We start from the raw sequence: 25479 nt of genomic DNA, 5'->3' as shown, positions 1-25479 counted from the left end.
GAGGGCTAGGGTGAGGGGCTTTTGACTTCCATCCAAACCCACACAAACCCTCCGGCCACAGGTAAACTCCCGCGCACTTTCCCAAGGAGTTCACATGAGTTACTACCAGCCGGGCATTCTCGCCACCCCTGTTCCTGCGCAAGCGCGTCATCTGTTTTTCGCCCTTGAGTCGGTTGAAGCCCTGCCGCAGGCGCTCGACAGCCTGCTCAATCAGGTGGACGGCAAGTCGGCGGTGGTCGGTTTTGGTGAATCCCTGGTCAAGGCGCTCAACGTGCAGATTGACGGCCTGCGCAGCTTCCCGGCGCTGACCGGTGTTGGCGTCGAGAACCCGTCGACCCAGCACGCGCTGTGGGTGTGGCTGCACGGCGTCGACCGTGGTGAACTGCTCAACCGTTGCAACGCTCTCGAAGCCGCACTGGCCCCGGCCCTGCGCTTGGTAGAAATGCAGGAAGCCTTCCGCCACAAGGACGGCCACGACCTCACCGGCTACGAAGACGGCACCGAAAACCCGCACGACGAAGCCGCCATCGCCGCCGCCCTGCAAAGCGCAGGCGCTGACGGCATGGTCGGCGGCAGCTTCGCCGCGATCCAGCAGTGGCAGCACGACCTCAAGGGTTTCCACACACTCTCGGCCGAGGACAAAGACAACATCATGGGCCGTCGCCTCAGCGATAACGAAGAGATCGACGACGCGCCAGTCTCCGCCCACGTCAAACGCACCGCGCAGGAAAGCTTCGCCCCGGAAGCGTTCGTCGTGCGCCGCTCGATGCCGTGGATCGAAGGTGATCGCGCCGGTCTGATGTTCCTCGCCTTCGGTTTCTCGCTGGATGCCTTCGAAGCGCAACTGCGCCGTATGAGCGGTCTGGAAGACGGCATCACCGATGGTCTGTATCGCATCAGTCGGCCGATCACTGGCGGCTACTACTGGTGCCCGCCGCTGAAGGACGGTCACCTCGATCTGCGCGCCTTGCGCATCGGCTAAAGGAATAGAAATGAACGTGGTGCGTTGGGGCATGATCGGTTGTGGCAGCGTCGCTGAGCGCAAGAGCGGGCCGGCCTTCTACAAGGCGCCCGGTTCGGCGCTGGTGGGGGTGATGGGCCGACGCCTCGAAGCCGTGACCGACTACGCCGCGCGCCACCGCATCGAACGGGTCTACACCGACGTCGATGCGCTGATCAACGATCCCGAGGTGGACGCGGTGTACATCGCCACGCCCCCCGACAACCACCACGCCTACAGCCTGAAAGTTGCCGCTGCCGGCAAACATTGCTGCGTGGAAAAACCCATGGCGCTGAATGCCGGGCAAAGCCGCGAGATGCAGCAGGCATTTGCCGAGGCTGGTTTGCACTTGTTCGTGTCCTATTACCGCCGTTCATTGCCACGTTTTGCGCAAGTGCGGCAATGGTTGGAGGAGGAGCGTATTGGCGAGGTGCGGCACTTGAGCTGGACGCTGACCAAAGCGCCTTCGCCAGCGGATCTGGACGGTCGCGACAATTGGCGCACCGATCCGGCGGTGGCCGGTGGCGGTTACTTTGCCGATCTGGCCAGTCATGGCTTTGACCTGTTTCAGTATCTGCTCGGTGACATTGTCGAGGTCGCCGGATTCACGGCGCGGCAGGCCGGGTTGTACGCGGCAGAAGATGCCGTCAGCGCCAGTTGGCGTTTCGCCTCCGGGGCACTGGGCATGGGTTGCTGGAGTTTTGTCGCGGATCGCCGTGAGGATCGGGTCGAGATCATTGGCAGCAAGGGGCGGATCGGGTTTTCGGTGTTTGATGAGCATCCCGTGCAGTTGCATGCCGATGAACACCTCAGCCTGGAAATCCCCCATCACGAACACATCCAGTGGCATCACGTGCTCGGCATGAACGCCCACATTCGTGGCGACTCACAACATCCCGCCGTCGCTGAACAAGCGCTCAAGACCGACTGGGTCATGGATCAGATCCTCAAACGTTAAGATCAAAAGATCGCAGCCTTCGGCAGCTCCTACAGGGGATCGGGGTCTTATGTAGGAGCTGCCGAAGGCTGCGATCTTTTGATTTTCAACACCGAATCTAAGGTTATGCCCAAACAATATTTCTAACCTTGTCATAACAACTCTAAGATCACGTCATAACTCGTTATAACAAGTGATCCCGTGATGACCGATAACGTTCTTTCCCTTAGTAGCGTTCCGCTGCACACCCAACTGCGCGATGTCCTCCGTGCGCGGATTCTCGACGGCGAATACCCGCAAGACAGCCAGATGCCCTCCGAAAGCGAACTCGGTGCGCTGTTCAAAGTCAGCCGCATCACCGTGCGCCAGGCGTTGGGCGATCTGCAGAAAGAAGGGCTGATCTTCAAGATCCACGGCAAGGGCACCTTCGTCGCCAAACCGAAAACCTTCCAGAACGTCAGCAGCCTGCAAGGCCTCGCCGAGTCGATGACCGGGCGTGGCTACGAGGTGATCAACCGCCTGCGCAGCTTCAAATTCATCCCGGCCGACAAGCGCGTCGCCGAGCGTTTGCAAGTCGCCGAGGGCGAGATCGTTGCGCAGATCAAACGCGTGCGCCTGATCAATCGTGAACCGATTTCGCTGGAAATCACCTACCTGCCCAAAGCCGTCGGCGAGCGGTTGGAGAAGGCTGATCTGGTCACCCGCGACATCTTTCTGATCCTTGAAAACGACTGCGGCATCGCCCTCGGTCACGCTGATCTGGCCATCGATGCGGTGCTCGCCGACAGCGACCTGACCCAGGCGCTGAACGTCGAGGCCGGCTCGCCGATCATGCGCATCGAGCGTCTGACCCACGACGCGCAAGGCCAGCCGCTGGACTTCGAACACCTTTACTACCGTGGCGATGCGTTCCAGTACCGCCTGCGGATCGACCGGCAAAAAGGGGAGCAGGCATGACCCGCAACGTGCTCGAACAGGAATATGACATCGTCGTCATCGGCGGTGGCACCGCAGGCCCGATGGCCGCGATCAAGGCCAAGGAAAAGAACCGCGACTTGCGCGTGCTGCTGGTCGACAAGGCCAACGTCAAACGCAGCGGCGCGATCAGCATGGGCATGGACGGCCTGAACAACGCGATCATTCCCGGCCACTCGACGCCCGAGCAGTACACCAAGGAAATCACCATCGCCAACGACGGCATCGTCAATCAGGCCGCCGTTTACGCCTACGCCACCCACAGTTTTGAAACCATCGAGCAGCTTGATCGCTGGGGCGTGAAGTTCGAGAAGGACGAAACCGGCGATTACGCGGTGAAAAAAGTCCACCACATGGGCGCCTACGTACTGCCGATGCCGGAAGGGCACGACATCAAAAAGGTCCTTTATCGCCAGTTGAAACGTGCGCGGGTGAACATCACCAATCGCCTCGTTTGCACGCGGTTGCTGACTGACGAGGAGGGCACCGTCAACGGTGTGATGGGCTTCGATTGCCGCACGGCCGATTTCCATGTGATCAAGGCCAAGGCTGTAGTTCTCGCTTGTGGCGCTGCCGGGCGACTCGGTCTGCCTTCGTCGGGCTACCTGATGGGCACCTACGAGAACCCGACCAACGCTGGCGACGGTTACGCGATGGCCTATCACGCCGGCGCCGAACTGGCCAACCTCGAATGCTTCCAGATCAACCCGCTGATCAAGGATTACAACGGCCCGGCCTGCGCCTACGTGACCGGTCCGCTGGGTGGCTACACCGCCAACAACAAGGGTGAACGCTTCATCGAGTGCGACTACTGGAGCGGGCAGATGATGTGGGAGTTCCACCAGGAACTGGAGAGCGGCAACGGCCCGGTGTTCCTCAAACTCGATCACCTGGCCGAGGAAACCATCCAGAACATCGAAGAGATTCTGCACAGCAACGAGCGCCCGAGTCGCGGCCAGTTCCACGCCAATCGCGGCACCGATTACCGTACGCAAATGGTCGAAATGCACATCTCCGAAATCGGTTTTTGCAGCGGTCACTCGGCCTCCGGGGTGTGGGTCAACGAGCGCGCCGAGACCTCGGTGAAGGGTTTGTACTCGGCGGGCGACATGGCTGCCGTGCCGCACAACTACATGCTCGGCGCTTTCACCTATGGCTGGTTTGCCGGGCACAACGCCGCAGACTTTGTCGCCGGGCGCGAGTTTTCTGCGCTGGATGCCGCGCAGATCGAAAAGGAAAAGGCCCGGGTCTACGCCCCGCTGGATCGCGAACATGGACTGCCGCCGGCGCAGGTCGAATACAAGCTGCGGCGCTTCGTTAACGATTACCTGCAACCGCCGAAAGTCACCAAAAAAATGCAGATCGGCCTGCAACGCTTCAGCGACATCGAGCGCGATCTCGAGCAGATGAAGGCCAACAACGCCCATGAACTGATGCGCGCGATGGAAACCAGCGTGATTCGCGACTGCGCCGAAATGGCTGCACGCGCCTCGCTGTTTCGCGCCGAAAGTCGCTGGGGCCTCTACCACTATCGCGTCGATCACCCGCAGCGCAACGACAGTGAATGGTTCTGCCACTGCCATCTGAAGAAGGGCGAGGACGGCCAGATGACCAGTTTCAAGAAAGCCGTCGAGCCCTACATCATCCCGCTCGACGCCGAAGAAATGCAGGCTTACGACCGCCTGCGGGTTGGCGCTTTCGCCGCTTGATGCATCAATAAATCAAAGAGTCCGAACCATGGCCTATCAAGCTCAAGAAATCTTCTTCCGCTCCAACGCCCCCGTCACCGTCGATGAGGACAAATGCATCGCCGAGAAGGGCTGCACGGTGTGCGTGGATGTCTGCCCGATGGACTTGCTGGCGATCAATCCGGCGACGCAGAAGGCTTATATGGCGTTCGACGAATGCTGGTACTGCATGCCGTGCGAGAAGGATTGCCCGACCGGCGCCGTCAAGGTCGACATCCCCTATCTCCTGCGTTGAAACGCAATCCCTTGTAGGAGTGAGCCTGCTCGCGATAGCGGTGTGTCAGATGTAGATGTGCAGGCTGACACACCGCTATCGCGAGCAGGCTCACTCCTACAGTAGATCTACGACAACCCAAAGCCATCCGGCAAACCCCGGACGCTGGACTTACCGAAAACCCCTCGTTTCCCACCGCGCCCTGATCGCGGCGGAGACGAACTCAAATAAATGATTCGAGGGGAAACACTCATGTTGCGTGCAGCAATCGCCGGTCTGGTACTGGCTTCGTTCACTTTGTCGGCCTCGGCCGAAACCATCCGCATCGCCATCGGCACCCAGGACACCACCATCAATTGCGCCGCTGGCGGACTGTTGATTCGTGAGTTGGGTCTGCTCGACAAATACCTGCCCCACGACGGCGCTTACAAAGACGCCAAATACGACGTGCAGTGGAAAAACTTCACCAGCGGCGCGCCACTGACCAACGAGATGGTCGCCGGCAAACTCGACTTCGGCGCCATGGCCGATTTCCCAGGTGCGTTCAACGGTGTTGCGTTCGAAACTGCCGGCAAGCACAGCCTGTTCATCAGCGTACTGTCGGGGAGCATCAAGGGCAGCGGCAACGGCATCGTCGTGCCGAGTGCGTCCGGCGTGCAATCGCTGAGCGAACTCAAGGGCAAGACCATTTCCGTGCCGTTCGCTTCCACCGCCCACGGCATGTTGTTGCGCGCGGTGGCGGAGCAGGGCTGGGATCCGCTCAAGGACGTCAACATCATTGCCCAGCCACCAGAAGTCGCCGGCTCGGCGTTGCAGGCCGGCAAGATCGACGCCCACGCTGATTTCGTGCCGTTCGCCGAGCTGTTTCCGAGCCGAGGCTTCGCCCGCAAGATCTACGACGGCGCTCAGGCCAATGCGCCGACGTTCCACGGTGCGCTGGTGGATCAGGCGTATGCGAAGAAGTACCCGGAAGTCGTCGTCGCCTATTTGCGGGCGAGCATCGAGGCCAATCAACTGCTCGCCGCCGAGCCTGAGAAGTACAGCGAACTGATCGCCAAAGTCACTGGCGTCGATGCCGAGGTGAATTACCTGTTCCACGGCCCGCTCGGCGTGCAGACCCGCGACCTGAGCTGGAAGCCGGAATATCGCCAAGCGGTTGGCACGGCCATCGACACCTTGAAGTTATTGAAGAAGGCCGATCGTGGCCTCGATCTGAACACTTTCATTGACGATCAATATATCCGTGCGGCGTTCAAGGCGTCGGGTCTGGATTACACGGCGCAATTGGCGAATTACGCGCAGACACCGCTGAAGGCCACGGATGCGGCGACGGGTAAAACCATCACCGACTTCAGCCATGTCGCGGAAATCTGGGTGCGGGGTGAGGACAAGGTGCGCCAATACGCGTCAGCGGAAGAGGCGTTCACCGCGCTGGCTGCTTTGAAGCAGGCAGGTAAAAACATCCGTGCGGTATATGCGCAGGCCAGTGACAGCGGGATCAAGTTGCTCGCGGAGCAGGCGTGGTTTGCCAGTGATGCGAAAGGGCGTCTGAGCGCGTTTTTGCTCAAGGGTCAGGCGCAGCAGTATGCCTCGACACAGGGCGGCAAAGTCTTCGATTTCACCGATGCCACTACCCAAGCCGTCGCTGTCCGTTGATGAAGATCAAAAGCCCCTCACCCTAGCCCTCTCCCGGGGGGAGAGGGGACTGACCGCGGTGTTTGGACTAGCTACGCCGACCTGAAATATCGAGTCGAACTCAGGTTTTGAAAAGCATGAAGATCGGCTCCCTTTCCCCCTCGCCCCCCTTGGGGGGAGAGGGCTGGGTGAGGGGGGTAAATCTAAGCCACAACACAGATCCAGAACTGGAAACCCGCTCTATGAAAACACCCATCCGCTGGACATCAAGAGCCGCATCCTTGCTGCTCTGCCTGCTGTTCTGGCAACTCGCCGCCAGCCATCACTGGAACCTCGGCCTCGTCACCTTCGCCAACGTGCCGACACCCTTGGCTGTGATCGAAGCGGCGCTCGGCTTGGGCGATTCCGGCAGGCTACTGCAACACCTCACTGCCAGCCTCAGCCGCGTCTTCGCCGGTTACCTCGCGGCACTGCTGATCGGCATTGCCCTCGGTCTGGCTATCGGCCGCTCAAAATGGGCCGAAGACCTGCTGCTGCCACCCCTGGAAGTCCTGCGCCCAATCCCCGCCGTCGCATGGATCCCGCTGGCGATCCTGATGTTCCCATCCTCCGAATTGTCGATGGTCTTCATCACTTTCACCGGCGCGCTGTTCCCGATCCTGCTCAACACCGTGCACGGCGTCGAAGGCGTCGACCCGCGCCTGATCGCCTCGGCCAAAAGCCTCGGGGCAGGGCGCCGCGCAATTCTGCTGGAAGTGATTTTGCCGGGCGCCGCACCGAGCATCATCACCGGTCTTGCCATCGGCATGGGCACTTCATGGTTCTGCCTGGTCACGGCGGAAATGATCTCCGGCCAGTTCGGCATCGGTTATTACACCTGGGAGTCCTACACGATTCAGAACTACGCCGACATCGTCGTCGGCATGTTGCTGATCGGCGTGTTGGGCATGGGCAGCAGCCTGCTGATCAAACGCCTGGGCGGGTTGTTCACGCCTTGGCATCGACCGCGAGGAAAAGCCTGATGAGCGTGATGCAAACCCCGGAAGGGCGGATCGACATCCGCCAGTTGTCCATCGTCCTCGGCGCAGGGCGTGAAGCGTTCGAAGCCGTGCGCGAACTTGATTGCCAGATTGAACCGGGCCAGTTCGTGTGCATTCTTGGTCCGTCCGGTTGCGGCAAGTCGACGCTGCTCGGCGCTCTGGCCGGGCACCTGAGCGCTCACGCCGGCAGCTTGAAAGTCGATGGCGCGCCTGTGTCCGGACCGTCACCGCAGCGCGGCATGGTGTTCCAGCATCACACGCTGTTTCCGTGGCGCACGGTGCGCGACAACGTCGCCTTCGGCCTGAAAATGCGCGGCATCGGCAAGGCTGAGCGCCATCGCGCCGCCGATGACATCCTCAAACTGGTCGGCCTCGAAGGCTTTGCCGAGCGCTGGCCCGATCAACTCTCCGGCGGCATGCAGCAACGCGTCGAGATAGCCCGAGTTTTGGTCAACCGTCCGCGCCTGCTGCTGATGGACGAACCGTTCGGCGCGCTGGATGCGCTGACACGTCTGAACATGCAGGAACTGCTGCTGGACATCTGGACGCGCATCCGCACCACGGTGGTGTTCGTCACTCACGACATCGACGAAGCGCTGTTCCTCGCCGACCGCTTGCTGGTGATGAGCGCGCGACCGGGGCGAATCATCGAAGACTTGCGCCTGGATTTCGCCCGGCCACGCACCAGCGAACTGGTCACCAGCCCTGAATTCTCCCGACTCAAACGCCACTGCCTCGACCTGCTGCGCCACGACAACGACCGACCGCTGCCGCGCCTCAACCCGCTCGGCCTGCCTCCCGAAAACCCTTTGCCGCGATTTGCCCTATGACCTCTATTTTTGCTGTGACCGATAACCAGGACATTCTCGATCTGCAACCGCGCCTCACCGATGAAGACGCCGGTGTGCGACGCATTGCGCTGATTGATCTGGCGGATCTGGAAGAACCGGATGGCTTGCTCTGGCTGGTTGATCGCCTGAGGCAAGATTCCGCCGAAGAAGTTCGTGCTGAAGCCGCACGTTTGCTGGAGGCCTGGGAGGATGAGGACGTCGTGCAGGCCTTGTGTGAAGCCTTGACCGACCCGTCGCTCGCCGTGCAATCGGCCGCCGCGCAGAGCCTGAGCTTGCTCAAAACGGAAGCGGCGGGGCAGGTGATTTTGCCGTGGACCGATCACGCCGACGTCAGCGTGCGTATCGCCGCATTCCGTGCCTTGCGTGAGTTGCGTTTCGCCGCCGCCGCGCCGGCAGCGGTTTCGGCGCTGAACGATGCCGACGCCAGCGTTCGTCGTGAAGCCGTGGGTGTGCTCGGCTGGCTCAAGCAGCTCGACGCTTTGCCCGCCCTGGCACGATTGGCCAGCGCTGACCCCGACACCGAAGTACGCCGTGCTGCGACTGGCGCTTTGGGCTTGGCCTCCAGCGCCGAAGTGTTGCCAGCCCTGCGCCAGGCCTTGCGGGATGACACCTGGCAAGTACGCGAAGAAGCCGCGACGACCTTGGGCAAGGTCGGCCACATTGACGCTGGTTCCGCGCTCGTCGAAGCCTTGAGCGATGATTATTGGCAAGTGCGCCTGCGCGCCACTCGCAGCCTCGGCCGTTTGCGTTTCGCCCCGGCGCTGGACGCCCTGATCGACACCCTCGGCCATCGCATCAGCAACCTGCGAAAAGAGGCCGCGCTGGCCTTGGGCGAACTGCATGATCGCGGCGCCGTGGCCGCGTTGCAGGCCGCGCAGGACGACGGCGACCCGGAGGTGCGCAAAGCCGTGCGCATCGCCTTGAGTCAGCTGCAATGAACCCGCTGTCGATGGCTAATTCGCAAAGCGCAGGCACCTTGCGCTTGAGCTGGCCGGACGGCCGCGAACAACAGCTCAACCACGCCGAACTGCGCCGCCAGTGCCCGTGCTCGCAATGCCGCGCGTTTCGCCTCAAAGGCATGACACCACTGGTGGATGATCGCGTGCGCCTGATCGAACTCAACCCGCAGGGCTATGGCGTGCAACTGGTGTTCAGCGACGGCCACCAGCGCGGAATCTACCCGTGGCCCTATCTGGCAAACCTCAACCCTTGACCCACCACAGCCCCCTGTAGGAGTGAGCCTGCTCGCGATAGCGGTATGTCATTCAACAATGATGTTGGCTGATCCACCGCTATCGCGAGCAGGCTCACTCCTACAAGGATATTTGTGCAGTTCCTGGGATTATTGCGCGGCCGTCATCGACGGCCGGCAGCCATGAAAAATATCCAGCCCTGGCTGATACACCGACGTCCTCACATCAAACAACCCCAGCACCGAGTGAAACAGGTTGTCATGGCTCAGATCGGCCTGCCCGGTCTTGCCTTGCAAACAACCGCGATCGATCCCCTCACTGGCGAGCGTGCCATTACCAAACCACATCACCATCGGCACATGGGTCTGCGCTTGCGGCGCCAGCGCATACGGCGCGGCGTGCAGGTACAGCCCGTTCTCGCCCAGCGATTCGCCGTGATCGGAGACGTAAACCATCGACGTGTCCAGTGAGTCCTGATTGCGCTTGAGCAGTTCGATGACCTTGGCAAGGAAATGGTCGGTGTAGAGGATGGTGTTGTCGTACACGTTCACCAGTTCATCGCGGCTGCAACTGCCCAGCTGGTTGGTGTGGCAGATCGGTTTGAAGCGCTCCATCTCTTTCGGGTAACGCTCATAGTATTCCGGGCCGTGACTGCCATCGGCGTGCAGGACAATGATCGCGTGGCCCTTGAGGCTGTCGATGTAGCTTTGCAGATCTTGCAACAGCGCCTCGTCAAGGCAGTTGTTGCCATCGCAGAATGGCCCCGGCTGATTCTTCGAAATGTCGCGATGCGGTACGCGCAGGCAGGTGCCTTTGCAGTCGCTGTTGTTGTCCAGCCAGAGCACTTGTACGCCGGCACGCTGGAGAATGTCGAGCAGGCCTTCGTAGGTTTTGCCTTTCTTGTCGCTGTAATCCTCACGCGGGAACATCGAGAACATGCACGGCACCGAGACGGCCGTCGACGTGCCGCAGGAATGCACCTGGGTGAAGTTGAGGATGTCGAGTTTGCTCAGCTCGGGATTGGTCTCGCGCTCGTAGCCATTTAGCGAGAAATGATCGGCGCGGGCGGTTTCACCGACCACGAAGACCATCAGCGATTTCCTCTCGCGGCTGGCCGCGTTGGCGCTCATCACCGCGTCTTCGCCGATGGCCTGCACCACGAAATGCTTTTTGATGCCCAGGCGTTGCTTGGTGTACTTGCTGATCGCGTAGATGTAGTTGGTCGGGTTGATGAAGTGGGTGAGCTTGTCTTCTTCGCGGAAGATTGGCGCGTAGGTCGAATAGAACGCGCCCACCGAGACGGCGATCACCAGCACACAGGCGATGACCACCAGCATCTTGTTGAGCAGGCCGCGAAAGAACGGTCGATAACTCACCGGCCAGCGCCAGATCAGCGCCGCCGGCAACACCCCGAGCAGCAGCAGGTAAGCCAACAGCTTGCCGCTGAACAGCGCGGTGGCTTCGGCGGGGTTGGTTTCGAAGACGTTCTGAATCATCACCGTGTCGATGGTGATGCCGTATTCGTTCATGAAATAGGCAGCGCAAGCCGAGAGCAGAGCGACCACGGTGAGCGCCGGTTTCAGTGTCCAGCGAAACGACACCAGGGTCAGCAGCAGGGTGATCGCGGCCCACAAAAACAGCGCGAACGAGGCGAAAAACGCCAGTTTGTGCGCGCCTTGCAAAGTGATCAGGGTGCCCAGCGCCTTCCAGGTCGCCAGGTTGTACAACGCCACCAGCGCCAGGGAAAACAGCAGCACCAGTCGGGTAGGAGTGATGGACGGTAAACGCAGTCCGTTGCCCAAAGCCATGTCAAACATTCCTCTACTTGAATAGAAAACCACGCGGTTGCGCGTGTAACTGTAGAAGAACATTAGTAAAAAATTCGTAAACATCCTGTAACAACTACCGAATTCAAAGCGAATCCTTGTAGGAGCGAGCCTGCTCGCGATAGCGGTGTGTCAGGTGACGATGTGTTGTCTGACACACCGCTATCGCGAGCAGGCTCACTCCTACAATGGATCTCGGTGGGGTCAGAAAGATTTGCTGACGCTGGCGACGACGGTTGCCGTGCAGACATCCTTGAAGCCCCAATTGCTCACGCATTGGGTTTGTGAGAGATCGGTGTCGATGTAGCTCAGGCCCAGTACCACGCCGGCGAGGTTATGGGTGAGTTTGACTTCCCACTCGCGATAACTGTCCTCGGCCTGCCCGGACGCCGAGTACAGATGCGGATCCTTGAAGTCCATATTGCCGTAACGCAGCTTCAGTCCCGAGTCGAACGGCAACTCGGTTTCATAACCGATGTAGCTGTACAGCGAACTCTGCTTGCTATCTATCCCCGGCGCATCACTGGAGTAATACGCCGCCAGCTTCACCCCATAAACCCCGAGAATCCCGTAGACCTCGCTCTGGTTGAACTGGCTTTCCTTGGGGTAGGCGTACTTGATGTAGCCCAGATCGAGGCTGACTTCCTCGGTCGCCTGCCACAGCCAGCCGCCGTAGTAATCGACTTCCTGACGGGTTTTCAGGCCACCACCGAAGTCGACGTTGGAACTCCACGCGCCGAGGTACAGACCGCTGCTGTGCGCGAGGGTGAGACCGGCTTGCACGGCAGGGTCGTTTTGCGTTTGCGAGATGCCACGCGTGCGGTAGTCGCTGGCTAGGGTCAGATCAACCAACACGGCGAAGTCATCGTTCAGAGGGATCGCTTGGCTGCTCAACGGCAGCACGCTCAAGAAACTCAGGGCGAACAGGGGCAAGGCTTTCATGTGAAGTCCCGATGTTGTGATTATTTTTGGGCAGAACGAAAACTGTGTGTGGGAATGCCATATCGGCCGCCCTCACAAAACATGTGGGAGCGAGCTTGCTCGCGAAGGCGGTGGGTCAGTCAGTGAAGATGTTGAATGGACTGGCCTCTTCGCGAGCAAGCTCGCTCCCACAGGATGGGATGGTTGTTGTTATTTTGTGGCGGTATAGACCTGACGGCCGCCGAACCAGGTCTGCAAAACCTGAGTGTCATGCAGGGCTTTGTTGTCGACGCTGAACACATCGCGGTCGAGCACGATAAAGTCAGCCTGCTTGCCCGGCGTCAGCGAGCCGATCTGTTTCTCCAGGCCAATGGTTCGCGCGGCGTTGACGGTGTAGGCGTAGAACATGGTTTCACGGTCCAGACGCTCATCGGCATTGAGCACGCCCAGCGGTCCGACACGGGTAATCGCCTGGGCCATGGCGTTGAACGGATTCGGCGAAGACACCGGCCAGTCACTGGCGCCGGCAATTGTCGCGCCCTGTTTCAGCAACGAATGCGCCGGGTACTGATAGCGGAAGGCGAGGGCGCTGACGTAGGGCTTGATCATGTCGGTGGTGTAGTCGTCGGCGCTGGCCCACAGCAGTTGCATCGAGGCGATCACGTTGAGCGGTTTGAAGCGGGCGAACTCTTGCGGGTTGACCATTTGCAGGTGAGTGATCGAGTGGGTCACGCCGCTCTGACGATCCTTGCGTGCCTCAGCAATGCCGTTCAGCGATTCCCGCACCGCACGGTCGCCGATCGCGTGGATGTGCACCAGCCAGCCGCGCTGGTCGATGGCGCTGACCAGCTCACCGAAATGCTGTGGATCGATCAGCAACTCGCCCTGTTTGTGCGAATTGCTGTACGGGTCGATCATCGCCGCGCTCTGCGCCGGGAATTCAATCACGCCGTCGGCGAAGATCTTGATGCCGGGCAGGCTCAGATTGGGGATGCCCTGGAATTGCTGGCGCACCTTGTCCAGCGTGTCGAGGTCGGCGGGTACGCTTCTCGGGTTGGCCACCAGCAGCGCGGCGACGTGGACGCTCATGTCGCCGCTTTCCGACAGGGCTTTATAGGCTGGCAGCACGCCGACGGTTTTCTCGGTCGGTTTGAGGGCGAACACCGCTTCACCTGGTGCGGCGTTGGCGGCAGGGTCCATCCACGCGGTGATGCCCAGGCTGTTGTTGTAGCGCACCGCTGATTTGGCGGCGTTCAACATGTCGGCAGGGCTTGGCACTGGCATCTTCGAAGCGACCCGGTCCCAACCGGCGTCGACCACAAAGCCGTTTGGCTCACCGTTGGCCAGTTTGCCGATGGTGTCTTTTTCTGCGTCGGGCAAGGTTTTCAGCAGGGCCGCATCAATCCCGGCGCGCTTGAGCATGACGTTGTTGGCCCATGCCGTGTGGTGGTCGCTGCCGATAAACACCACCGGCACATTGGCCCATTCGCCGTTGTTGAAGGTGTTGCCCAAGGCTTCGGCCTGCGCCCAGTAAACCGAACTCATGCCGGCAATGCTCAGCACGTCGCCGTGTTTGGCCTTGCCGTCTGCACGCCAGTCGCGCAGGCGTTTCTGCAGTTCGTCGAGGCTGACGACTTCGTCTTCCATGTTCGCCGAGACCATTTCCAGTCCGCCGAAAATCGCGTGGGAATGGCTGTCGATCAGGCCGGGCATCAGCGCTTTGCCTTTGAGATCGATGACTTGGGTGCCGGATTCGATCAGCGCTTTGATCTGCGCGTCGGTACCGACCTTCAGCACTTTGCCGTTCTCTACGGCGAGGGCTTGCGCCTTGGGTTGTGCGCGGTCGGCAGTGAAAATCTTGCCGTTGAGCAGGATCAGATCAGGAGCGGCCATGGCTTCCATCGAGGCAAAACTTACAGCGGCTACCAACAGACTCGGGATGAATCTTTTCATTGAAGATTTCCTTGTTATTGCGTCTGATGGCGAGATTAGTGGCTGACAGCGGCCGACAGAACGCCTCCCTCACGAAAAACGTTTTTGCCTGAATGGAAAAAGTATGGACAAGTTGGGTGCATTGAAAATGTTCGTGGTCACCGCGCAGCTCGGCAGTTTCAGCCGCGCCGCCGAGCAGTTGGGCAAGACTCCTTCGGCGCTGACCAAAGCGGTCAATCACCTGGAATCGGAACTGGGTGCGCGCCTGTTTGAGCGCAGCACACGGCGGATCCTGCTTACCGAAATCGGCCGGGTGTACCTGGAAACTGCACGGCTGGTGTTGCAGCGGCTGGACGAGGCCAGCGAGGAAATCGAGCAGTTGCAGCACGGCTTGCGCGGCAACCTGAAAATCACCGCGCCGCTGGCGTATGGACGGGCGTTTCTCGATCAGGTGTGTGACGGCTTTCTGCAGCAATATCCGCAGATCAGTCTGCAAGTGGACTTGTGCGATGCCTTCGTCAACCTGCTGGAAAGTGGTTACGACCTGGCGCTGCGTGAAGGCCACGATGACTTGCCGGGGCTGATTGCGCGGGTGGTGGGTAGCAATCGTCTGGCCCTGTGCGGCAGTCCGGAGTACCTGGCGCGCAAGGATTTGCCGGTGACTCCGCAAACCCTTGAGCAGCATGAGTGGCTGCTCTATCAGCACCCGTTGCTCAGCCGCGAATTCTGGTGGGCCGAGCGCGACGGGCAGCGCTTGAGTCTGGCGCAACCGGCGGCGCCGCGGTTGCGCAGCGACAATTACGACTTGCTGCTGGCCAGTGCTTTGGCCGGGCGCGGTTTGCTGCACACGCCGCTGTGGAGCGCCGCACCGTACATTGCCGACGGGCGACTGGTGCGGGTCATGGCTGATTACGACATCGACCCGGATACCTTCGGCCCGCACATTCTCGCGGTGTACCCGAGCCATCGGCGGGCCACGGCGAAGGTGGTGGCGTTCATCGATTACATCTCGGCATTCCTCACCGAACGTGGCCTGAGCTGACAGCCCATTCCTCCGTAGAAGCAGCCTTCGGCAGCTCCTGCAGGGGCGTTATGCCAGGACGGTCAGCCATGCCGAGAGCAGCAGCAACAACGCCAGTGCCGCATTCATGCGCTTGAACGCCCGTGGCGAACCCATCAACCGTGCGCTGCCCACACCCAGCAATGCCCAGAACGTCATGCACGGCAGCGACACCAGCAAAAACGCCAGTGACAACACCAGCAGCCGCAGGGTCTTGTCACCCCCGCCAACAAACACACTGACCACTGCCACCGCCATCATCCATACCTTGGGATTGACCAGTTGCAGCATGGCAGCGCCCAGCACGCTGAAACTTTCTTCCTGGGCATCCGCCGGGTCCAGTGCTGGCGGCGTGCTGCGAAAGATCTGCCACGCCAGCCAGCTCAACCAGAGCACGCCGCCCCAGGCCATGGCTTGCTGCACTCGCGGGTAGCGCAGCAACGTTTCGCCGGCACCGAGGCCGACCACCAGCACGATCAGGGCCGCCGCCGCGCAGGCGCCAAAAATGATCGGCAACGTGGCGAGCAGGCCTTGGCGCGAACTGTGGCTCAACACCAGAATATTGGTCGGCCCCGGCGTGATCGAGGCAACGAAAGCAAACAGCAGGAAGGGCAGTAATGACGCCATGATCGGGATTCCCTGAAAATCAACACAGGTATCCATGATCGCTAGACGGCGTGTGTCAGTCTGGAAGGTTTGAGCAGCGTTTGCGGTAATCCGCCGGCGTCAGTTGATAGGCGCGCCGGAACCAGCGACCCAGGTGGCTCTGATCGGCAAAACCGAGCACGCTGGCGACTTGCGCCGGCGTTTCACCGCGCGCCAGCAACTGCCGCGCCTTGGCCAGGCGCAACTGGATCAGGTAGGCGTGCGGCGCCAGACCGAAGGCAGACTTGAACGCCCGGCTGAGACGGAAACGGTCCACCCCGCAGACCCGCGCGAGATCATCGAGACCGATATCTTCGTAGGTATGCGCGTGCAGGTAATCCCGCGCCAGTTGCGCCACCAATGGCAGGCGCGGATCGAAAACCTGGCGCTTGCGCCAGTCGAGATGACGCGTGAGCGAGTTCAGCAGACCGTCGATGGCGGTCTGCCGGACGATGCGCAGATCGCCGACATGCAAGGCATGGAAAGCGTGATTGATCGCTGTGGCCAGACGCGGATTCTGACTCAGCGTGTCGGCAAAACCGGGCTGGCTGTCGGACGGTGCGTCTTCGAACAGCGCGTGCATTTCACGCTCCAGCCAGTGCGGATCGAGGTAGAGCATCGAATAGGTAAAACCTTCCTCGGTCGGCGCCTGGCCATCGTGGATTTCCCCCGGCTCCAGCAGGAACACATTGCCCGGGGTACTGCGATGACGCACGCGGCGGCAGTTGAACTGCTGCACACCTTGCTCGGTGACGCCGACAAGGAAGCTGTCATGCCAGTGTGGATCGTAGGCATGCCCCTGAAAATGAGCACGAATCGATTCAATCCCGGTGTCGGCATCCTGGGACAGCTCGATCCAGTTGCGTTTATCCACGAAAGCTCCAGTGTTCGCCATTGAAAGGTGTGGCCCCATAAAATACCGCGCAATGCTCATCGAGGTTTAGAAGATTTGTGCAGGTGAAGGGGGCTAGACTCTGCAGGTTACGACCCCTTTGGCGACAGGTGAAATGCGATGGTTAACCGATGCTCGCGCGGGGTTTTACTCACCTTGATCGCCCTCAGCCTGGCGCTGACGGCAGGCTGCTCAGGCCGCAAACACTATCCGCCTTCCGGCGTCGGGGACGCCTGCTACGCCAAAGCCTTGCCGTCGGTCGGCGAGGGCGGTCTGGCGTGGGGCTCCAGTTTGAACATGGCCCGGCAGAAGTCGATGAACAACTGCATTCGCTATGCCGGGCGCTCTGGGGGCACGCCGGATACCTGTCAGGTGGTGTTGGCCAAGTGCCGATAGCTTTCTGTTGACATGGTTGCCTTTGGCAAATATATAGTTGCCTTAAGCAATTAACTGAGCATTTGCCATGTCCAGCAGCCATCTCCTCGAGCAAGCCGACGTCGTGCGCGGTTTCAACCGCTTCTACACCCATCAGATCGGTGTATTGCAGGAGCATCTGCTGCAAAGCGACTACTCGCTGACCGAGTTACGCATTTTGTATGAGCTGGCGTCGCGCGGTGACCTGACCAGCGCTGAACTGCGCCAGATGCTCGGCCTTGATGCCGGCTACATGAGCCGCATCATCAGCGGTTTCGAAAAACGCGGCTTGATCCAGAAAGTGCCGTCGCCTACGGACGGCCGCGCTGCGCAATTGCACCTCACCAACCTCGGGCGCGAAATTCTGGTCCCGCTGGAAAAGGCTTCCCGCGAACAGATCGTCGCCATGCTCGAGCGATTGCCTGAACCGCAGCAGAAACAACTGATCGGCGCCATGACGCTGATCCAGACACTGCTGCAAGGCAACAAAGACTCAACCTACGTATTACGCGATCCGCAGCCCGGCGACATGGGCACGGTGATGCAACAGCAAACCGCACTGTATACCCGCGAATACGGCTGGAATTCGGAGTTCGAGGCGCTGGTGGCCGAGGTGGTCGCCAAGTACCTGCGCGATTACGACCCGACGAGCGAGCGCTGCTGGATTGCGGAAAAGGACGGTAAGGTCATCGGTTCGGTGTTCATCGTCCGCCAGGATGAAACGACCGCCAAACTGCGCATGCTCTACGTCGACGCCAGCGCGCGGGGCTTGGGCATTGGCAGTCGTCTGGTCGAGGAGTGCCTGCGTTTCGCCCGTCAGGTTGGTTACCAGAAAATGACCTTGTGGACGACCAGTAACCTGACGGCAGCGCGCAAGATTTATCAGCAGGCCGGGTTCCAGTTGGTGGAGGAAGAAACGATTCACAGCTTTGGCAAGGATCTGCTGAGTCAGACGTGGGCGCGGGTGTTGTGAGCTGTTTTTCGTCGGCGGATGCAGTGAAAAGGCAGACGAAAAAAAACCGCCTTTGCGGGGCGGTTCTTTTGTAAACCCTGGTTTGCGACCGAGGTTTGTTGCTTCACTAGCTGCTTTGACATGTGCTCATGGTATGAGTCTTTTCGTCCCCTCGCAACATTAATATTCTGTTTCAGGTGGATGCATACGTTATCCAATGTTGAAAAGAGCAATACTGGCAGAAATAACGTTTTACAAAGCCGATGAATTACCTGGTCATGTATCGTTCTATTGAGGGTTATGATGCTGACGCTCACATGTCTGAGCAGCGACGAGGTTTGGCTGGCAACTCAACGATTTCATTCCCTCTGACACGGTTTGCACCCGTGCCGGAATGATACTTCGGAGGGCTTTCAACTGGCCGCCTCATTGGCTGCTTTGACATGCATGCTGAAGGCAAGCATGGTCCGGTAAGCTTGCTGGAGGTTTGGCCCCCAGCCCTGGAGGCCAAAACGTATGAAGCTTTTGCTGCGTACGCTGAGCCTTGTATGGAGATTGTTTAAAGCCTTTCGCTTTTACGAGTTCCTGCGAGACCACTTTGACGACCTGAAGTAACGGTCGTTGAGGTGGGAGAAGCTCGTTTCAGTTTCGACTGAAACGGGCTTTTTTTGTCTTTTATAAGCTGTCATAAGTAGGATTTTTCTGTATCGGTTTTTTTGCGTGTAGGGCATTTCTTCGGCAAGTGTAGGCGTAGTTCAAACCAGTCTGTAATCCGCAAGAAGTGTTCGATTATCGAATACCCAAACCTTCGTCCAATTGCCCACCGTGACACTCCGGCGTACTGTGGCTCAAGGTGCCTGAAACCTGTGAAACCAAAATAACGACAACAATGAGCAACGCCCCATGGACAGCCATCTGCTGAGCGATCGCAGCAGCGTGTTTCGTCACGCTGACCCTTATGCCGTCTCCGACTACGTCAATCAGCACGTCGGCCAGCACTTCATCGGTCTGTCCAGAACCACCCACCCGCAAGCCAGCCTCAACCATCGCAAACTCGCCGATCTCGATCTGGCCCGTATCAGCTATGGCGGCAGCGTACGCGTGACCTCCGTGGCCCTGGAGACCGTTTACCATCTGCAAGTGCTGCTGCAAGGCAATTGCCTGTGGCGCGGGCACAAGCGCGAGCAGCATCTGGTGCCCGGCGAGTTGCTGTTGATCAACCCGGATGATCCGGTCGATCTGACTTACTCGGATGATTGCGAGAAATTCATCCTCAAGGTGCCGGTCAGCGTGCTTGAATCGGTGTGTGACGAGCAGCGCTGGCAGCGTCCGGCAAGCGGTATCCGTTTCCTGCGCAATCACTATCAGCTCGATGAACTGGAAGGCTTCACCAACCTGCTCGCGATGATCTGTCAAGAAGCCGAGGCCAGCGATCCGTTGCTTCGGGTGCAGGAGCATTACGCACAGATCATCGGCAGCAAACTGATTTCGCTGATGAGCACCAACGTCAGCCGTGAATGCCTGAGTGCACCGAACATCAGCTTCGAACGCATCGTCGATTACATCGAACGCAACCTGAAACTGGATTTGCCGGCTGAACATTTGGCCGCACAGGCGAGCATGAGCCCGCGCTCGCTGTACACCTTGTTTGAACGCCAACTGGGCGTTACGCCGATGCAATACATCCGCCAACGCAAGCTTGCGCGCATCCACGCCTGCCTCAGTGACCCAAGCTGCCCGGTGCGCAACCTCACCGAGCTGGCGCTCGACTACGGCTTCCTGCACCTGGGCCGTTTCTCCGAAAGCTATCGCCAGCAGTTCGGTGAACTGCCGTCGAAAACCTTCAAACGCCGCCACTAAAACTCCCCGCTGAAACTTCCCCGAATCACCTGCAGCGCCGTCCAGCACAAAACGGATAGCGATCTGCAGGATTCGGCTATTGCCCCGTGCTACGCCTCCCTAATCTGACCTGGCCTGAACAATAACAATGGAGGCCCCGGCCATGTCCCTGGGAATCGACTACCTCAATGCCATGCTTGAAGAAGACAAGGAGAAGGGCGCCTACCGCTGCAAGCGGGAGATGTTCACCGATCCGCGGCTGTTCGAACTGGAGATGGCGCACATCTTCGAAGGCAACTGGATTTACCTCGCCCACGAAAGCCAGCTCCCCAACAACAACGATTTCCTGACCACCACCATGGGGCGTCAGCCGATCTTCATCGCGCGCAACAAGGACGGTGTGCTCAATGCGTTCCTCAATGCCTGCAGCCATCGCGGCGCCATGCTTTGCCGGCACAAGTCCGGCAACCGCTCCAGCTACACCTGCCCGTTCCACGGCTGGACGTTCAACAACAGTGGCAAACTGCTCAAGGTCAAAGACCCGAGCGAAGCCGGTTATCCCGCAGGCTTCAACTGCGAAGGCTCCCATGATCTGACCAAAGTTGCGCGTTTCGAGTCCTATCGCGGCTTTCTGTTTGGCAGCCTCAATGCCGATGTGAAATCCCTCGCTGAGCATCTGGGCGAATCGGCAAAAATCATCGACATGATCGTCGACCAGTCGCCAGAAGGCCTGGAAGTGCTGCGCGGTTCCAGCTCCTACATCTACGAAGGCAATTGGAAACTCACCGCTGAAAATGGCGCCGACGGTTACCACGTGAGCTCGGTGCACTGGAACTACGCCGCCACCCAGAACCAGCGCCAGCAGCGCGAAGCGGGTGAAGCGATCAAGACCATGAGCGCCGGCAGCTGGGCGAAGAAGGGTGGCGGTTTTTACTCCTTCGACCACGGCCATCTGCTGCTCTGGACCCGCTGGGCCAACCCCGAAGACCGTCCCGCCTACGAGCGCCGCGATGAACTCGCCCGTGATTTCGGTCAGGCTCGAGCCGACTGGATGATCGAAAACTCGCGCAACCTGTGCCTGTACCCCAACGTGTACTTGATGGATCAGTTCAGTTCGCAGATCCGCATCGCCCGGCCGATTTCGGTCGACAAGACCGAAATCACCATTTACTGCATCGCCCCCAAAGGCGAGAGCGCCGAGGCCCGTGCCAAGCGCATTCGTCAGTACGAAGACTTCTTCAACGTCAGCGGCATGGCCACGCCGGATGATCTGGAAGAGTTCCGCTCGTGCCAGACCGGTTACGGCGCCGGGCGCGGCTGGAACGACATGTCCCGGGGCGCGACCCACTGGGTCGAAGGCGCCGACGCAGCCGCCGAAGAAATCGACCTCAAACCATTGCTTTCCGGCATGCGTACCGAAGACGAAGGCCTGTTCGTGCTGCAACACAAGTACTGGCAGGAAACCATGCTCAAAGCCGCGGCCACCGAACCACAACTGATCCCCGTGGAGGCTGTGTGATGAGTAACCTCTACGACAGCGTGCGCGATTTTCTCTACCGCGAAGCGCGTTATCTCGATGACGGCCAGTGGGATCAATGGCTGGAGCTGTACGCCGCCGACGCGACCTTCTGGATGCCGGCCTGGGACGATAACGACACCCTCACCGAAGACCCGCAAAGCGAGATCTCGCTGATCTGGTACGGCAACCGTGGCGGCCTCGAAGACCGCATCTTCCGGATCAAGACCGAGCGCTCCAGCGCGACCATTCCCGACACTCGCACCTCACACAACCTGAGCAACATCGAGATCGTCGAGCAGAGTGCAGGCCAGTGCCAGGTGCGCTTCAACTGGCACACCCTGAGCTTCCGCTACCAAGTCACTGACAGCTACTTCGGCAGCAGTTTCTACACCCTCGATCTGCATGGCGAACAGCCGCTGATCAAGGCCAAGAAAGTCGTGCTGAAAAACGATTACGTCCGTCAGGTCATCGACATCTACCACATCTAGTCGACACGGCGAGGTGCACCATGAATTTCCAGATTGCGCTTAATTTCGAAGACGGCGTCACTCGTTTCATCGAGGCTGGCGGCCATGAAACCGTCGCCGACGCGGCGTATCGCCAAGGCATCAACATCCCGCTGGACTGCCGCGACGGCGCCTGCGGCACCTGCAAGTGTTTCGCCGAGGCCGGGCGGTACGACATGGGTGACAACTTCATCGAAGACGCCTTGAGCGCCGATGAACTCGCGCAAGGTTATGTGCTGACCTGCCAGATGCGCGCTGAAAGCGATTGTGTGGTGCGAGTGCCGGCCGGCTCGCAGGTGTGCAAGACCGAACAAGCGAACTTCCAGGCATCGATCAGCGCTGTCCGGCAGTTGTCCGAGAGCACTATCGCGCTGTCGATCAAGGGCGAGGCGCTTAGCAAACTGGCGTTTCTGCCGGGCCAGTACGTCAATCTGCAAGTGCCCGGCAGCGAGCAGACCCGCGCTTATTCCTTCAGCTCACTGCAGAAAAACGGCGAGGTCAGCTTTCTGATTCGTAACGTGCCTGGTGGCTTGATGAGCAGCTTTCTCACCGGGTTGGCCAAGGCCGGCGACAGCATGAACCTGGCCGGGCCGTTGGGCAGCTTCTACCTGCGCGAGATCAAGCGGCCGCTGCTGTTGTTGGCGGGCGGCACCGGCCTGGCACCGTTCACCGCGATGCTGGAAAAGATCGCCGAGCAGGGCTGCGATCATCCCGTGCATTTGATCTACGGCGTGACCAACGATTTCGATCTGGTCGAACTCGATCGTCTCGAAGCCTTCGCCGCCCGCATTCCCGACTTCAGTTTCGGCGCCTGCGTGGCCAACCCGCTGAGTGCGCATCCACTCAAGGGCTACGTCACCCAGCATATTGAACCGCGCCACCTCAATGAAGGTGATGTCGACGTGTACCTGTGTGGCCCGCCGCCGATGGTCGAAGCGGTCAGCCAATACATCCGCGAGCAGGGCATCACTCCGGCGAACTTCTACTACGAAAAGTTCGCTGCTGCGGCTGCCTGAAACCCTTCTTTCGAGGTTGTCATGAACAACAGATTCTCCAACAAGATCGCGCTGGTCACCGGCGCGGCGCAGGGTATCGGCCGCCGCGTCTGCGAACGCCTGCTGAACGAAGGCGCACAAATCGTCGCCGTCGATCGCTCTGAACTGGTTCACGAACTGCAAGGCGAGGGCGTTCTCGCGCTGACCGCCGACCTTGAGCAATACGCCGATTGCGCGCGGGTCATGGCTGAAGCCATCAACACCTTCGGCCGTCTCGACATTTTGATCAACAACGTCGGCGGCACGATCTGGGCCAAGCCGTTCGAGCATTACGAAGTCGAACAGATTGAAGCGGAAGTGCGCCGTTCGCTGTTTCCGACGCTGTGGTGCTGCCACGCAGCGCTGCCGTACATGCTCAAGCAAGGGCGCGGCGCCATCGTCAACGTCTCGTCGATTGCCACCCGCAGCGTCAATCGGGTGCCGTACGGCGCGGCCAAGGGCGGCATCAACGCACTCACCGCATGTCTGGCCTTCGAAAACGCAGAGCGCGGCATTCGCGTCAACGCCACGGCTCCGGGCGGCACCGAAGCGCCGGCCCGGCGCATCCCGCGCAATGCCGCCGAACCGTCAGCGCAGGAGCAGGCCTGGTATCAGGAAATCGTCGCGCAAACCCTCGACAGCAGCCTGATGAAACGCTACGGCAGCCTCGACGAACAGGTCGGCGCGATCCTCTTTCTGGCTTCCGATGACGCCTCGTACATCACCGGCGTGACGTTGCCGGTCGGTGGCGGCGACCTCGGTTGACTACTTTTCAAGGGACATTGAAATGCAGCGAATTCTGATTGAAAACCTGACGACGATCATCGTCGACCTGCCGACCATTCGCCCGCACAAACTGGCGATGCACACGATGCAGAAGCAGACTCTGGTGATTCTGCGACTGCGCTGCAGCGATGGCATTGAAGGGATCGGCGAAGCCACCACCATCGGCGGTCTCGCTTATGGATACGAAAGCCCGGAAAGCATCAAAGCCAATATCGATGCGCATCTGGCGCCGGCGTTGGTGGGTATGGACGCCAACAACATCAACGCGGCGATGCAGCGGCTCGACAATATCGCCAAGGGCAATACTTTCGCCAAGTCCGGCATCGAAAGTGCACTGCTCGATGCCCAGGGCAAGCGCCTCGGTCTGCCGGTCAGCGAATTGCTCGGCGGCCGCGTGCGAGACAGCCTTGAAGTGGCCTGGACCCTGGCCAGCGGCGACACTGCCCGCGACATCGCCGAAGCCGAGCAGATGCTCGAAGCACGTCGCCATCGCATCTTCAAATTGAAAATCGGCGCCAACCCGCTGGAGCAGGATCTCAAGCACGTGGTGGCGATCAAAAAAGCCTTGGGCGAGCGCGCCAGTGTGCGGGTCGACGTCAACCAGTATTGGGATGAATCCCAAGCGATTCGCGGCTGTCAGGTGCTCGGTGACAACGGTATCGACCTGATTGAACAGCCGATTTCGCGGGTCAACCGGTCCGGGCAGATTCGCCTGAATCAGCGCAGCCCGGCGCCGATCATGGCCGACGAATCGATCGAAAGCGTCGAGGATGCTTTCAGCCTCGCCGCCGACGGCGCCGCCAGTGTGTTCGCCCTGAAAATCGCCAAGAACGGTGGCCCGCGCGCTGTATTGCGCACCGCGCAGATCGCCGAGGCCGCCGGCGTCGCGCTGTACGGCGGCACCATGCTCGAGGGCTCCATCGGCACGCTGGCCTCGGCGCACGCCTTCCTCACGCTCAAGCAACTGACCTGGGACACCGAACTGTTCGGCCCGTTGTTGCTGACCGAAGACATCGTCACCGAAACGCCGCAGTACCGCGATTTCCACTTGCACATTCCGCGAACTCCAGGCCTGGGCCTGACGCTGGACGAAGAGCGTCTGGCGCGTTTTCGTCGCCACTGAATCAGGAGAGTCACCATGTTGTTCCACGTAAAAATGACCGTGAAATTGCCCGTCGACATGGACCCGTCATTGGCCACCCGGCTCAAGGCTGACGAGAAGGAACTGGCCCAACGGCTGCAACGCGATGGCGTCTGGCGGCACTTGTGGCGCATCGCCGGGCATTACGCCAATTACAGCGTGTTCGATGTCCCGAGCGTTGAGGCGCTGCACGACACGCTGATGCTTTTGCCGTTATTCCCCTACATGGACATCGAAGTCGATGGCCTGTGCCGGCATCCATCGTCGATCCACAGCGACGACCGCTGACCCAATCCGTTCCCTGTAGGAGTGAGCCTGCTCGCGATAGCGGTGTGTCATTCAGCATCGATGGCAACTGGCAGACCGCAATCGCGAGCAGGCTCACTCCTACAAGGGACGTGATGGAGCTCAAGAACTGC

At 60.0% G+C, this 25479-nt stretch carries 25 protein-coding genes; 20 read left to right on the top strand and 5 right to left on the bottom strand.

Annotated features, from left to right (window positions below; translation table 11 throughout):
* The first annotated feature begins 94 nt into the window (after nt 1–94).
* The 10 genes from H8F23_RS10115 (at nt 95) to H8F23_RS10070 (ending at nt 9613) form a co-directional block, all read left to right on the top strand.
* Nucleotides 95–982 carry a Dyp-type peroxidase gene (locus tag H8F23_RS10115; RefSeq protein ID WP_194934269.1) on the top strand — a complete coding sequence of 296 codons (888 nt, stop codon included), beginning with the start codon at nt 95–97 and terminating at the stop codon, nt 980–982.
* Between the two features lie 10 nt (nt 983–992).
* The gene (locus H8F23_RS10110; RefSeq protein WP_194934268.1) at nt 993–1958 is read left to right on the top strand and encodes a Gfo/Idh/MocA family protein; all 966 of its coding nucleotides are present in this window, start codon (nt 993–995) and stop codon (nt 1956–1958) included.
* A 183-nt stretch (nt 1959–2141) separates the two neighbouring features.
* Entirely contained in the window at nt 2142–2894 is a 753-nt protein-coding gene (locus H8F23_RS10105) for a GntR family transcriptional regulator (protein ID WP_016774450.1), read from the top strand.
* A complete protein-coding gene (locus H8F23_RS10100) occupies nt 2891–4621 on the top strand; it encodes a fumarate reductase/succinate dehydrogenase flavoprotein subunit (RefSeq protein ID WP_194934267.1) in 1731 nt (576 codons plus the stop codon). Before H8F23_RS10105 ends, H8F23_RS10100 begins: the two co-directional genes overlap by 4 nt.
* Before the next feature lie 28 nt (nt 4622–4649).
* Nucleotides 4650–4895 carry a 4Fe-4S dicluster domain-containing protein gene (locus H8F23_RS10095; protein ID WP_003225615.1) on the top strand — a complete coding sequence of 82 codons (246 nt, stop codon included), beginning with the start codon at nt 4650–4652 and terminating at the stop codon, nt 4893–4895.
* Nucleotides 4896–5105: 210 nt separating this feature from the next.
* Nucleotides 5106–6530, top strand: coding sequence for an ABC transporter substrate-binding protein (locus H8F23_RS10090; RefSeq protein WP_194934266.1), 1425 nt, complete (start codon nt 5106–5108; stop codon nt 6528–6530).
* Between the two features lie 221 nt (nt 6531–6751).
* Complete coding sequence (locus H8F23_RS10085) at nt 6752–7531, top strand: ABC transporter permease (protein ID WP_194934265.1); 780 nt, start codon at nt 6752–6754, stop codon at nt 7529–7531.
* Nucleotides 7531–8379, top strand: coding sequence for an ABC transporter ATP-binding protein (locus H8F23_RS10080; RefSeq protein ID WP_194934264.1), 849 nt, complete (start codon nt 7531–7533; stop codon nt 8377–8379). The genes H8F23_RS10085 and H8F23_RS10080 overlap by 1 nt, the downstream gene beginning before the upstream one ends.
* Nucleotides 8376–9338, top strand: a complete 963-nt coding sequence (locus tag H8F23_RS10075; protein ID WP_194934263.1) for a HEAT repeat domain-containing protein — start codon at nt 8376–8378, stop codon at nt 9336–9338. Before H8F23_RS10080 ends, H8F23_RS10075 begins: the two co-directional genes overlap by 4 nt.
* On the top strand, nt 9335–9613 hold the full coding sequence (locus H8F23_RS10070) for a DUF971 domain-containing protein (protein ID WP_194934262.1): 279 nt from the start codon (nt 9335–9337) through the stop codon (nt 9611–9613). Before H8F23_RS10075 ends, H8F23_RS10070 begins: the two co-directional genes overlap by 4 nt.
* Nucleotides 9614–9742: 129 nt before the next feature.
* On the opposite strand, the gene H8F23_RS10065 is transcribed toward H8F23_RS10070, so the two are convergent.
* The 3 genes from H8F23_RS10065 to H8F23_RS10055 form a co-directional block, all read right to left on the bottom strand.
* On the bottom strand, nt 9743–11395 hold the full coding sequence (locus H8F23_RS10065; protein WP_407692559.1) for a phosphoethanolamine transferase: 1653 nt from the start codon (nt 11393–11395) through the stop codon (nt 9743–9745).
* Between the two features lie 228 nt (nt 11396–11623).
* Entirely contained in the window at nt 11624–12361 is a 738-nt protein-coding gene (locus tag H8F23_RS10060; RefSeq protein WP_194934260.1) for a TorF family putative porin, read from the bottom strand.
* 189 nt (nt 12362–12550) lie between these two features.
* Nucleotides 12551–14293 carry an amidohydrolase gene (locus H8F23_RS10055; RefSeq protein ID WP_194934259.1) on the bottom strand — a complete coding sequence of 581 codons (1743 nt, stop codon included), beginning with the start codon at nt 14291–14293 and terminating at the stop codon, nt 12551–12553.
* Between the two features lie 103 nt (nt 14294–14396).
* Here H8F23_RS10055 and H8F23_RS10050 point away from each other — a divergent pair, with 103 nt between their 5' ends.
* Nucleotides 14397–15314, top strand: a complete 918-nt coding sequence (locus tag H8F23_RS10050) for a LysR family transcriptional regulator (protein ID WP_093433501.1) — start codon at nt 14397–14399, stop codon at nt 15312–15314.
* Nucleotides 15315–15362: 48 nt separating this feature from the next.
* Here the strand turns inward: H8F23_RS10050 and H8F23_RS10045 are convergent, their stop codons facing one another.
* The gene (locus H8F23_RS10045; RefSeq protein WP_194934258.1) at nt 15363–15959 is read right to left on the bottom strand and encodes a LysE family translocator; all 597 of its coding nucleotides are present in this window, start codon (nt 15957–15959) and stop codon (nt 15363–15365) included.
* Between the two features lie 55 nt (nt 15960–16014).
* On the bottom strand, nt 16015–16851 hold the full coding sequence (locus H8F23_RS10040) for an AraC family transcriptional regulator (protein ID WP_194934257.1): 837 nt from the start codon (nt 16849–16851) through the stop codon (nt 16015–16017).
* A gap of 138 nt (nt 16852–16989) precedes the next feature.
* On the opposite strand from H8F23_RS10040, the gene H8F23_RS10035 reads away from it, so the two are divergent.
* From H8F23_RS10035 to catC, 9 genes are all read left to right on the top strand, one after another.
* Nucleotides 16990–17265, top strand: a complete 276-nt coding sequence (locus H8F23_RS10035) for a hypothetical protein (protein WP_194934256.1) — start codon at nt 16990–16992, stop codon at nt 17263–17265.
* A 67-nt stretch (nt 17266–17332) separates the two neighbouring features.
* Nucleotides 17333–18256 (top strand): bifunctional helix-turn-helix transcriptional regulator/GNAT family N-acetyltransferase, encoded by a 924-nt coding sequence (locus tag H8F23_RS10030; protein WP_194934255.1) that lies wholly within the window; start codon nt 17333–17335, stop codon nt 18254–18256.
* A gap of 882 nt (nt 18257–19138) precedes the next feature.
* Complete coding sequence (locus H8F23_RS10025; RefSeq protein WP_194934254.1) at nt 19139–20095, top strand: AraC family transcriptional regulator; 957 nt, start codon at nt 19139–19141, stop codon at nt 20093–20095.
* Between the two features lie 142 nt (nt 20096–20237).
* Nucleotides 20238–21593: a benzoate 1,2-dioxygenase large subunit gene (benA, locus tag H8F23_RS10020; protein ID WP_099758901.1), complete on the top strand. Its 1356-nt coding sequence runs from the start codon at nt 20238–20240 to the stop codon at nt 21591–21593.
* The gene (benB, locus tag H8F23_RS10015; RefSeq protein ID WP_194934253.1) at nt 21593–22081 is read left to right on the top strand and encodes a benzoate 1,2-dioxygenase small subunit; all 489 of its coding nucleotides are present in this window, start codon (nt 21593–21595) and stop codon (nt 22079–22081) included. The genes benA and benB overlap by 1 nt, the downstream gene beginning before the upstream one ends.
* Before the next feature lie 20 nt (nt 22082–22101).
* Entirely contained in the window at nt 22102–23115 is a 1014-nt protein-coding gene (gene benC / locus H8F23_RS10010) for a benzoate 1,2-dioxygenase electron transfer component BenC (RefSeq protein ID WP_194934252.1), read from the top strand.
* 21 nt (nt 23116–23136) lie between these two features.
* Nucleotides 23137–23898: a 1,6-dihydroxycyclohexa-2,4-diene-1-carboxylate dehydrogenase gene (locus H8F23_RS10005; RefSeq protein ID WP_194934251.1), complete on the top strand. Its 762-nt coding sequence runs from the start codon at nt 23137–23139 to the stop codon at nt 23896–23898.
* A 22-nt stretch (nt 23899–23920) separates the two neighbouring features.
* Nucleotides 23921–25042, top strand: a complete 1122-nt coding sequence (locus tag H8F23_RS10000; RefSeq protein WP_194934250.1) for a muconate cycloisomerase family protein — start codon at nt 23921–23923, stop codon at nt 25040–25042.
* Between the two features lie 15 nt (nt 25043–25057).
* Nucleotides 25058–25348 carry a muconolactone Delta-isomerase gene (gene catC / locus H8F23_RS09995; RefSeq protein ID WP_194934249.1) on the top strand — a complete coding sequence of 97 codons (291 nt, stop codon included), beginning with the start codon at nt 25058–25060 and terminating at the stop codon, nt 25346–25348.
* The last annotated feature ends 131 nt before the right edge of the window (nt 25349–25479 follow it).

The organism is Pseudomonas neuropathica, from assembly GCF_015461835.1.
Lineage (GTDB): Bacteria > Pseudomonadota > Gammaproteobacteria > Pseudomonadales > Pseudomonadaceae > Aquipseudomonas > Aquipseudomonas neuropathica.
Note: the sequence above shows the minus strand (reverse complement) of the source record. Positions and strands in the feature narration are given on the sequence as shown.